Consider the following 1,901-nt stretch of genomic DNA (forward strand, 5'->3'; position numbering starts at 1 on the left):
GCCAACCAGGCGACGGCCGAACCAGTGACCGTCGAACTGCCTGAACCCATCCTGACCAGGTAATCACCACCTCCCGCTCAACGGGGGAAGCTCACGTTTGGCAGAGGTCAGTAGGCCACACACGACCTGGCCCCGCCTCGACACGCTCCTGGTCCCGGACCGCCCCGCGCCGCGTCCGCCTCGACGCCCCGCGCCGCCCGCCTTGGCGCACCGCTCCCGCCTCGGCGCACCGCGCCGCACTCACTGGCCTGCTGATGGGTGGTGTGTGGGTTGCAGCGGTGGTGCGCCGCATGTTTTCAGCCGCTGGGCGGTGGTCGCTGCTGGTCAGTGCCGCGTATCGCTGAAGGGTGATGTCGTGTTCGTACTGAAGAGCAGTGTCGTAGGTCGGCGAAGTTCCGGTATCGCCCGTAACAGAGACCGCGATGCGAGCGGCGCGGCTTGTACCGGGGCGGTCACCGAGCTGCGGTGCGGTTCTGCCTGAGGTGGAGCTCGACGGAACGGCACAGGCTCAGCGCGTCCTGCGGGTCGTCGGCCCGGTGGCTGAACCGGCGGATGAGTACTACCGAGTCGAGTGTGACGCCTGCGCGGGCCAGCACGAACAGCAGGGTGAGCAGGGCGGCGCGGGTGTTGCCGTCGTCGAACGGGTGGAAGAAGCAGACATCCAGGTAGGACCGGGCCGCCCTGGCGGCCAGCGAGAGCCGACTGTCGGCGGCTTGTGCCAGACAGGCGTCGAGGCGGGTGCGGGTGTCGGGGCCGATCCCGTAGCGCTCCTCGTCGTCTTTGGCGAAGGCGGGGCGGGCGCGCAGCGGTGGCGGCTCGGGTGTGCCCAGTACGTGCTGCTCCAGCCGCGCAGCAGCTCGAAGTCGAGCGCGGCACCACGTGCCGCGTCGGCCCGCACCAGTTCCAGTGCGGTGAGCAGGCCTGCGGCGCGGGCGGGGCCCACGGCGGCGTCGAAGGAGCGGAAGTCCTCCGCTGCGCCGTCGCGGGCGGGGGTCGCCGGTCCACTGTCCGCGCTGTCCTCGCGGTTTGGCCACGGCACGCTCTCGCGTACCGCGAGCCAGCGCTCCAGGTGGTCCGGGAGCTCGCCCGGGTCCGGTGACCAGTAAGTGTCCTGCGGGCGCAGTGGGCCGACGAGCCGCTCAGCGATGTCCTCCGCCAGGACGGTGTCCGGCGCGGTCCAGCTCTTGAAGCGGCCGCCGACCGCCTGTCGCACCAGCCGCTCGGCCAACTCGGGGGCGACACCCCAGTAGCTGAGGAACCAGCCCAGGACCTGCTGGCAGTGCCCGTACCAGCCGCTCTCGGCGCCTGTCCGGTCGGCCACCTGCAGGATCAGGTTGCGGGCGGCGCGCTCCCACAGGATCCGGTCCGCCGCCAGGGTCTGCGGGGCCAGGGGGTAGGCATCGAACCACTGCGCGAGGTGCTCCAGCCAGTCGCGCCACTCGCACAGCGCCGCCGCGACGTGGTCCAGGGTCTGCTCCGGAGTGGTGATCGAGTGCGACCCGCAGCACCAGTTTCCGACCGGGCCGCCGTCGACGTCCCCCTCGCCGAGCGACCAGCGCCACCCGGCCGCCCACCGGCCGTAGCGCTCGATCAGCACATGCGTCATGGCATCGGCCCAGGGCTTGGCCACCTCCCAGGTCCAGTTGACTTTGGTCAGATCGAGGTTGGGGTCCAGCCGTGAGGGCACCCGCCGTGCCGGGCCGAGGGAGCGGACCACCTGCGCCGCCGAAGCGCGGTCGAAGGGGTGGCCGGCGGGGTCGACCTCGTCCCAGGTCAGGCCTGTGGGGTGGAGCATATTGAACGCCCGGGATGGCGTCCCGTGGAGTGGTGTAGCAGAGATCTTGGCGTAACCCCTGGTCATAAGGCAGCCATCGCGCAACTCTCCGAGTAGGCATGCTCGT

1 protein-coding gene is annotated in these 1,901 nt (G+C 71.0%); it reads right to left on the reverse strand.

Annotation, left to right across the window (positions count from 1 at the left end; all coding sequences use genetic code 11):
• Nucleotides 1–452: 452 nt before the first annotated feature.
• Nucleotides 453–1,034, reverse strand: a complete 582-nt coding sequence (locus ABT247_RS33265) for a Fic family protein (protein ID WP_350750309.1) — start codon at nt 1,032–1,034, stop codon at nt 453–455.
• Between the last annotated feature and the right edge of the window lie 867 nt (nt 1,035–1,901).

Source organism: Kitasatospora sp. NPDC001539 (assembly GCF_040298565.1).
GTDB lineage: Bacteria > Actinomycetota > Actinomycetes > Streptomycetales > Streptomycetaceae > Kitasatospora.